This is a genomic window from Dietzia sp. UCD-THP, from assembly GCF_000349585.1.
In the GTDB taxonomy this organism is placed as follows: Bacteria; Actinomycetota; Actinomycetes; order Mycobacteriales; family Mycobacteriaceae; genus Dietzia; species Dietzia natronolimnaea_A.
The window spans coordinates 62,373-69,829 of sequence record NZ_KB714656.1; the positions used below are offsets into that span (position 1 = coordinate 62,373).

7 protein-coding genes are annotated in these 7,457 nt (G+C 70.9%); all 7 read right to left on the bottom strand.

The window, feature by feature from the left end; all coding sequences use genetic code 11:
* Nucleotides 1-35 precede the first annotated feature (35 nt).
* Nucleotides 36-1,289 (bottom strand): urea ABC transporter substrate-binding protein, encoded by a 1,254-nt coding sequence (gene urtA, locus H483_RS34645; RefSeq protein ID WP_017837968.1) that lies wholly within the window; start codon nt 1,287-1,289, stop codon nt 36-38.
* A 157-nt stretch (nt 1,290-1,446) separates the two neighbouring features.
* Nucleotides 1,447-2,412: an urease accessory protein UreD gene (locus H483_RS34650; RefSeq protein ID WP_017837969.1), complete on the bottom strand. Its 966-nt coding sequence runs from the start codon at nt 2,410-2,412 to the stop codon at nt 1,447-1,449.
* Entirely contained in the window at nt 2,409-3,044 is a 636-nt protein-coding gene (ureG, locus tag H483_RS34655) for an urease accessory protein UreG (RefSeq protein ID WP_017837970.1), read from the bottom strand. The genes H483_RS34650 and ureG overlap by 4 nt, the downstream gene beginning before the upstream one ends.
* Before the next feature lie 37 nt (nt 3,045-3,081).
* Complete coding sequence (locus tag H483_RS34660; RefSeq protein WP_017837971.1) at nt 3,082-3,798, bottom strand: urease accessory protein UreF; 717 nt, start codon at nt 3,796-3,798, stop codon at nt 3,082-3,084.
* Entirely contained in the window at nt 3,795-5,954 is a 2,160-nt protein-coding gene (gene ureC / locus H483_RS34665; protein WP_017837972.1) for an urease subunit alpha, read from the bottom strand. The genes H483_RS34660 and ureC overlap by 4 nt, the downstream gene beginning before the upstream one ends.
* A gap of 42 nt (nt 5,955-5,996) precedes the next feature.
* Nucleotides 5,997-6,830: a sirohydrochlorin chelatase gene (locus H483_RS34670; protein ID WP_017837973.1), complete on the bottom strand. Its 834-nt coding sequence runs from the start codon at nt 6,828-6,830 to the stop codon at nt 5,997-5,999.
* Nucleotides 6,827-7,147, bottom strand: a complete 321-nt coding sequence (locus H483_RS34675; protein WP_017837974.1) for an urease subunit gamma — start codon at nt 7,145-7,147, stop codon at nt 6,827-6,829. Before H483_RS34675 ends, H483_RS34670 begins: the two co-directional genes overlap by 4 nt.
* Nucleotides 7,148-7,457 lie beyond the last annotated feature (310 nt).

The window sequence follows — 7,457 nt, forward strand, 5'->3', positions numbered from 1 at the left end:
GGGCCGCCGCGGAGGGTAGTGGGCTTGTGACCAGGTCAGTTACCGGACAGGTCTCCGGCCCAGTCGTAGCCCTCGAGGAAGGGGTCCGGTTCGATGGGCTCGCCCGAACTCCACACCTCGTAGATCAGACCGTCGGGGCGGATCTCCCCGACGAGCGCCGTCTTGGAGATGTGGTTGTTGTCCCCGTTGATCGTCACGGTGCCCTCCGGGGCGTCGAAGCTGACCCCGCCGGCGTTCTCCTGGATCTCGGCGACGTCGAAGCTGCCCGCCTTCTCGACGGTGTTCTTCCACAGGAACAGCGAGGTGTATGCGGCCTCCATCGGGTCAGAGGTGACCCTGTCGTCGCCGTACTTGGCCTTGAACGCCTCGACGAACGAGGTGTTCTCCGGGCTGTCGATGGTCTGGTAGTAGTTCCACGACGTGAGCTGGCCCTCGATGTTGGCCGCGCCGATGCCCTGCACCTCCTCCTCCGCGATCGACACGCTGATCACCGGGGTGTTCTCGGCGGTGAGGCCGGCGTTGGTGTACTCGCGGAAGAACGCGACGTTGGAGTCGCCGTTGAGGGTGTTGAAGACCGCGTCCGGATCGGCGGTGCGCACCTTGTTGACGATGGTGGAGAAGTCGGTGGACCCGAGCGGCGTGTAGTCCTCGCCGAGGATCTCGACGTCGTTCGCCTCCGCCCACGCCTTGATGACGCGGTTGGCGGTCTGCGGGAAGACGTAGTCCGAGCCGACGAGGTACATCGACTCCACGCCCTGCTCCTTGAGGTACTCGAGGCCGGGGACGATCTGCTGGTTGGTCGTGGCGCCCGTGTAGAAGATGTTCGGGGACGACTCCAGGCCCTCGTACTGGACGGGGTAGTACAACAGCGCGTTGGCGTCCTCGACGACCGGCAGCATGGCCTTGCGGGAGGACGACGTCCACCCTCCGAAGATCGCGGCCACGCAGTCGCTGGTGATGAGCTTCTGGGCCTTCTCCGCGAACACGGCCGGGTCGGACGCGCCGTCCTCGACGACCGTCTCGATCTGCTTGCCCATCACGCCGCCGTCGGCGTTGATCTGCTCCACGGCGAGCGCGACCGAGTCGCGCACCGTCCTCTCTGAGATCGCCATGGTGCCCGAGAGCGAGTGCAGCGACCCGATCTTGATGGTGTCACCGGAGGTGTCCACACATGATTCGGCGGAGGCTGCGGCGGTGTCCGAGGTCCGGTTACCGCAGGCGGTGAGAGCACCGGCCCCGAGGACCACCAGTGCGGCGGCGGCGACGGTGCGTCTGGAGATGGGATTCACGCGGGTTCATCCTTGCCGTGGGCGGGCGGTCGATGGCCCCCGCTTCTCGGGGATCGACGCTCGATGAAGCCAAAGTTATGAGTTTCATGTGAGCCGCACGGTTCCGCCGTGTTTCGTGCGTGTTGCCTGCGTCCACCTTCAGTGAACCCTGCGTTTCTCAGCCCTTGCGCAGATCGGGCGCCGACGCCCCCAGCACGTGCCCGCGCGCGGCGGACCACATCGCGCGCACTGCGGCCTCCACCGCCTCCGGGCTGCCGCCCACCACCCGGGACCACGCCCCGCACCCCTCGGGCAGGGTGCTCACCCCGCAGCGCACTTCATCCCAGCGCACGCCCACGCTCGAGCCGATCGCCGCCCGCATCGAGGCCGCCAGGTCCGTCGCCGGTCCCGGAGCAAGGACGAACAGGGTGCCGATGGCATCGGATCCGCCGGTGACCAGGTCGCCGTCGAACCCACCGGACCCCCCGGTGATCCTGGTGGCATCCACCACCACCGGGGTACCGTCGGGCCGGGCGAGTTCCACCCGCGAGACCAGCGCGTCCACCGCCCACCGCTCACCGCGGGCCACCCGGCCGGCGGTGAGGACGTCGGAGACCATCAGCACCGCGTCCTCGGGGACCGTCGCGCGCAGGCTCTGCTGGAACCGGCTCCCGGCGTACGGGATGAGGGGGTCGGGAACCCACTCGCACACCGCCCCCGCGCCCAGCGTCAGCGTGACGTTCTGGGTGGCGTACCCGGCGTCCATGCGGTGGATCCGGGTGGCGGCCTGGGTCGTGATCACCGCATGGGACCGGTCGGCCAGTCGGACGTCGATGTCCAGCCTGTCGCCGCCGACCACTCCACCGCCGGTGGACATGAGATAGGTGACCGGCACATGGGGCAGGCCCGGATCGACGTACAGCGGGCGCATCACCTGTAGAGGAGACTTCTGGTAGCGGTCGGCCAGGACGGTTCGCCCGTCCGGGGCGAGCCGGTAGTCCAGGTCCAGGACGCCGACCTTGCCCGGCGATCCCACCGGGAGCGAGCCCGCGGCAGACGCCGGACCGGCCGCCACGGCCCGCGAGACGTGACCGGGGTCGGCCGCGCGTGCCAGCCGGTCGGCCCGGGAAACCGGCCCGGTCACGCGCTCGGCAGCAGGTCCGCGCGACGCGACTCGAAGTAATCCAACACCTCGTCCACCCCGGTGCCGCTGAGGCAGTCGGTCAGCACGACGGGCTTACCGGAGCGCACGCGGTCGGCGTCGGAGCTCATCACCCCCAGGTCGCAGCGCACGTACTGGGCGATGTCGATCTTGTTGATCACCAGCAGGTCGCACTCGGTGATCCCGGGGCCCCGCTTGCGTGGCATTTTCTCGCCCTCGGCGGTGTCCAGGACAAAGACGAACAGGTCCACGAGTGCGGGCGAGAACGTCAACGTGAGGTTGTCCCCGCCGGATTCGAAGATCAGGGTGTCGACGTCCGGGTGCTCCTCGAGCATCTCGGCGCCCACCGCCAGGTTCATGGTGGGGTCGTCGCGGACCGCGGTGTGGGGGCACGACCCGGTCTCCACGCCCACGACCTTGGCGGGGTCCAGCACGCCGGCCAGCGTGCGGCGGACGTGCTCGGCGTCCTCCTGGGTGTAGATGTCGTTGGTGATCACCGCGGGCGCCCGACCGCGCTCGATGAGCAGCGGCACCAGCGCCTCGATCAGCGCGGTCTTGCCCGAGCCCACGGGCCCGCCGATCCCGATGCGCAGCACGCCTCGTCCCTCGGTCATGTGCCTTCCCTTCCGTTGTGGCGTGTCCGTCGTGTCCTCAGCTGGCGAAGAGCCTGGCGTCGGAGTTCTCGTGGTGACAGCTGGCCAGGTCCAGTATCGGCGCGAACCCGCCCAGATCCTCCAGCACGGTGCCGATGGCGGCGTCGGTGACCTCCTCGATCACGGGCGCCGCCCCGCGGACCAGCGCCTGGGCACTGCGGTGGTCGGCCAGCCGCAGTCGCAGTGCGGCGCCGGCCAGGCTGATCACCACGGCGGTGAGGTCCGCGGCGACGGCGTCGCGCTGGTCCAGCCCCCCACGGGCGTAGACGACACCCATCACCACGGACTGGGACCCGGGCGACCGGCGGGCTCGGACGTGGCCGTTCCAGGCGCCCACCACCGGGTCGTCGAGCAGCTCGGCCGCCAGATCCAGCACCTGCTTCCCCGTCCGGGTGGCGCCGTCCCGCAGTTCCCGCGTCAACCGGGTGGCGTGCAGCCGCCGGTCGATGCGGGTCAGTCCCTCCATCAGCGCCTCTTCGTCCCGATCCCCGTGCTCGCGGGTGGCCGCCCACGCCAGGGCCAGCGCGACCGAGTCCGCGGGGCCGATGGCGTGGCGCAGCATCGAGTGCAGCACCTGCGGCAGGCGCCGGGCGTCGACCTCGCCCCGCTGGGCCAGCCCCTCGAGCCCGTGGGACAGGGTGTACATCCCCGAGGGGAACGACGAGTCCGTGAACTGCAGCGCGAGCAGCAGTCGCGACAGGTCGGATCCACTCATGCCAGGTAGTGCAGCTGCGCCAGCGGCAGTGTGGTCGCGGGTGCGATGGTGGCGGGCTCGCCGTCCACGGTCACCACGTAGGTGTCGGGATCCACCTCGATCCGCGGGCAGCGGTCGTTGCGGACCATGTCCTTCTTCCCGATCCCCCGGCACCGGCGCACGGGCAGGCAGGGCGAGGTCAGGCCAAGTTGCTCGGGCACGCCGGCCTCGATCGCGGCCGCGGACAGGAACGTCACCCGGGTGGACTGCATGGCCCCGCCGTACGCGCCGAACATCGGACGGTAGATCACGGGCTGCGGGGTGGGCAGCGAGGCGTTGGGGTCGCCCATCGGCGCCCACACGATCATCCCGCCCTTGATCACCAGCGACGGCTTGGCGGCGAAGGAGTCCACGGGCCACACCACCAGGTCCGCGAGCTTGCCGGGTTCGATCGAACCCAGGTGGTCGGCGATCCCGGCGGCGATGGCGGGGTTGATGGTCATCTTGGCGACGTACCGCAGGACCCGCTCGTTGTCGTTGCGGTCACCGTCCTCGGGCAGCGGTCCGCGCTCGACCCGGCAGTGGTGGGCGGTCTGGAACGCCCGCTGCCACGACTCCCCGATCCGGCCCATGGCCTGGGAATCGGAGGAGAAGATCGAGATGATGCCCTCGTCGTGCAGCACGGTCTCCGCGGCGATGGTCTCCGCGCGCACCCGGGAGTCGGCGAAACTCACGTCCTCGGGGATGTCGTGCGACAGGTGGTGGCACACCATCACCATGTCGAGCAGTTCGTCGACCGAGTTCACGGTGTACGGCAGCGTCGGGTTGGTGGAGGCCGGCAGGACGTTGGGCTCACCGCACACCCGGAGGATGTCGGGGGCGTGCCCGCCGCCGGCGCCCTCGGAGTGGAAGGTGTGGATGGTCGAGGCTCCGAGGGCGGCGCGGGTGTCCTCGTAGAAGCCGGACTCGTTGAGGGTGTCGGTGTGGATCGCCACCTGCACGTCGTATTCGTCCGCGACCTCCTGCACGCAGCGGATGGTTGCCGGGGTGGTCCCCCAGTCCTCGTGGATCTTCAGGCCCGCCGCGCCGGCGACGATCTGCTCGACCGCCGACTCCGGTTGGGAGGTGTTGCCCTTGCCCAGGATCCCGATGTTCACCGGCAACCCGTCGGCGGCCTGCAGCATCCGGCCGATGTTCCAGGCGCCCGGCGTGCAGGTGGTCCCCTTGGTGCCGTCGGACGGGCCGGTCCCGCCGCCGAACATGGTGGTCACCCCGTTGGACAGGGCCTCGTCCACCTGCTGCGGGGCGATGAAGTGGATGTGGGTGTCCACTCCCCCGGCGGTGACGATCTTGTGCTCGCCCGCCACGACCTCCGTGCCGGGGCCGATCACCAGGTCCGGGTGGACGCCGTCCTGCAGGTGCGGGTTGCCGGCCTTGCCCACGGCCACGATCCGGCCGTCGCGCACCCCGATGTCGCCCTTGACCACCCCGATCACGGCGTCGAGGATCGTGGCCCCGGTGATCACCAGGTCCAGCGCGCCCGAGGCCCGCGTCCCCGCCGGGTCCTGCGCCATCCCGTCCCGGATCGCCTTGCCGCCGCCGTAGACGGCCTCCTGGCCGTAGCCGCTGGATCCGTTGGTCGTGACAGCGTTGTGGTCGGTCTCGACCTCGACGGTCAGCACCGTGTCCGCCAACGTGAACCGGTCACCGATGGTGGGTCCGTAGATGTCGGTGTAGGTCGCGCGGGGGAGCACGGTCGGCGGGCCCTCGGCGTGGCGCCCGGCCTCGTCGTCGTCGTACCTCTCGTCCGTGCTCAGGAACCCGCCGTCGTGCATCCGCTCCAGCGCGCGCTCCCGCACGGCCGGGTCGTCGAGGGGCCCGTCGACCAGTCCGGAGAAGCCGTGGCAGACGCGCTCGCCGGCGTAGTCCACCAGCCGCACCGTGCGGGTCTGCCCGGGTTCGAACCGCACCGCCAGGCCCGCGCCGATCGCCAGGTGGCGCCCGTAGGCGGCCGGCCGGTCGAAGCGCAGCTCCCGGTTGGACTCGAAGAAGTGGTAGTGCGAGCCCACCTGGACCGCGCGGTCGCCGGTGTTGGTGACCTCGAGCTCGATGGTCGCGCGACCGGCGCCCAGCGTGATGTCGCCGTCGCCGTACTGGTACTTCCCGGATCCGGACATCGCGCTCCTCTGGGTTGGTGGGGTGGGTCTGTGAGGTGGTGCCTAGTGCGAGTGGGTGTAGACGCTGCCGTCGGCCGCTACGTGGGAGTGGGCGTAACCGTGGCCGTCCTCGGCGTCGAGCGCCGCGTCGATGCCATCTGCGCCTGTGGAACCAGCAGCGCCCGGACCGCCGGCACCGTGGTCGAGCCGGTGGACCGCCTCGCGCACACGGGTGTCGATGATGCTGCGCACGACGGCCGGGCCCATCAGGTACTCGCCCTCGCCGGGAAGACCACGGCCCGTGGCCGGCGCCGGGGCCAACGTGGCGCTCACGACCATCGGACGCCCCGACCCGAGCGCATCGAGCCGCGCGAGACCGCCGGCCAGGTCCGGGTCCGGCTCGGTGCCGCCGTGGAACGCGACCTCGACCAGCCCGGGCCGGCCGTACTGCCGCGCGAGACGGGCCAGGCGGAACAGCTCGGCGTCGGCGAACGGGTCAATCGCCGGGCTCACCACGAGTACCGAGTCGGCCGCGGCGTCCCCGAGCTCGTGACGTCGGATCGCGGCGCGCAGGCGGGTGACCAGCATCGTGGCATCCCCCAGCGGCGCGGCCAGTGCGACCCGGGCACCGCCGGTGCGGCCCCTGACGTCGCGGAGGGTGCGGGAGCAGTCGGCGATCATCGCCGGTGCGCGGCCGAACGTCATGGGGACGACGACGACGAGCGCGCCCGTCTCCAACTCCGCCGTCACCAGGTCGTGCAGTTCACGCCCGGGAGCGGCGGACGGGATCCCCAGATCGGGCATCTGCTCGGACTCCGGACCCAGCGCCACGATCCGGGCGGTGGCCGGGTCGGTGTGCGCGTGCTCGTGCGGGTGCACAGCGGCGTGAGCGGTCATGCCTGCTGCTCCACCGGGCCGACCGGATCGTGCACGGTCACCAACTTGGAGCCGTCGGGGAAGGTGGCCTCGACCTGGATCATGGGCAGCCGCTCCACCACGCCGGCCATGACCTGCCCGGCGTCCAGGACCCGGCGCCCGAGGTCCATGCACTCGGCGACGGTGCGACCGTCGCGGGCGTGTTCGACGATCTCCCAGGAGATGAGCGCGGTGGCCTCCGGGACGTTGAGCAGCACTCCACGGTCGAGCCTCCGCCGGGCCACCTCCGCCGCGGTGAACAGGGTGAGTTTGTCCAGTTCGCGGGGGGTGAGCTTCATCGGCGGGTCCTCTCGTGCTCGGAGCGTCGGCGCGCCGGGGCGTGTCGATCACGCTAATACCACCGTGTGTCGGCCGTGTAACACCGGTGCAGAGGACCGCTCCCACCCCTGGCTCCGAGCATCCCCGCACAGCCCCTGACCTGGGGTGCCCTGCAGAGGCCCAGCAGGGCACCCCAGGTCACGGCCCCGTGGCGCCTCTGGCTCCCGGAGTTCCCGCCCGTCGACCGCGGGCCTCGCCCCGTCTCGTGGGCCACGGCCAGGGACACTCCACCGGCAGTCACCGCCGCACCCCTCTGACCTGCGGTGCCCT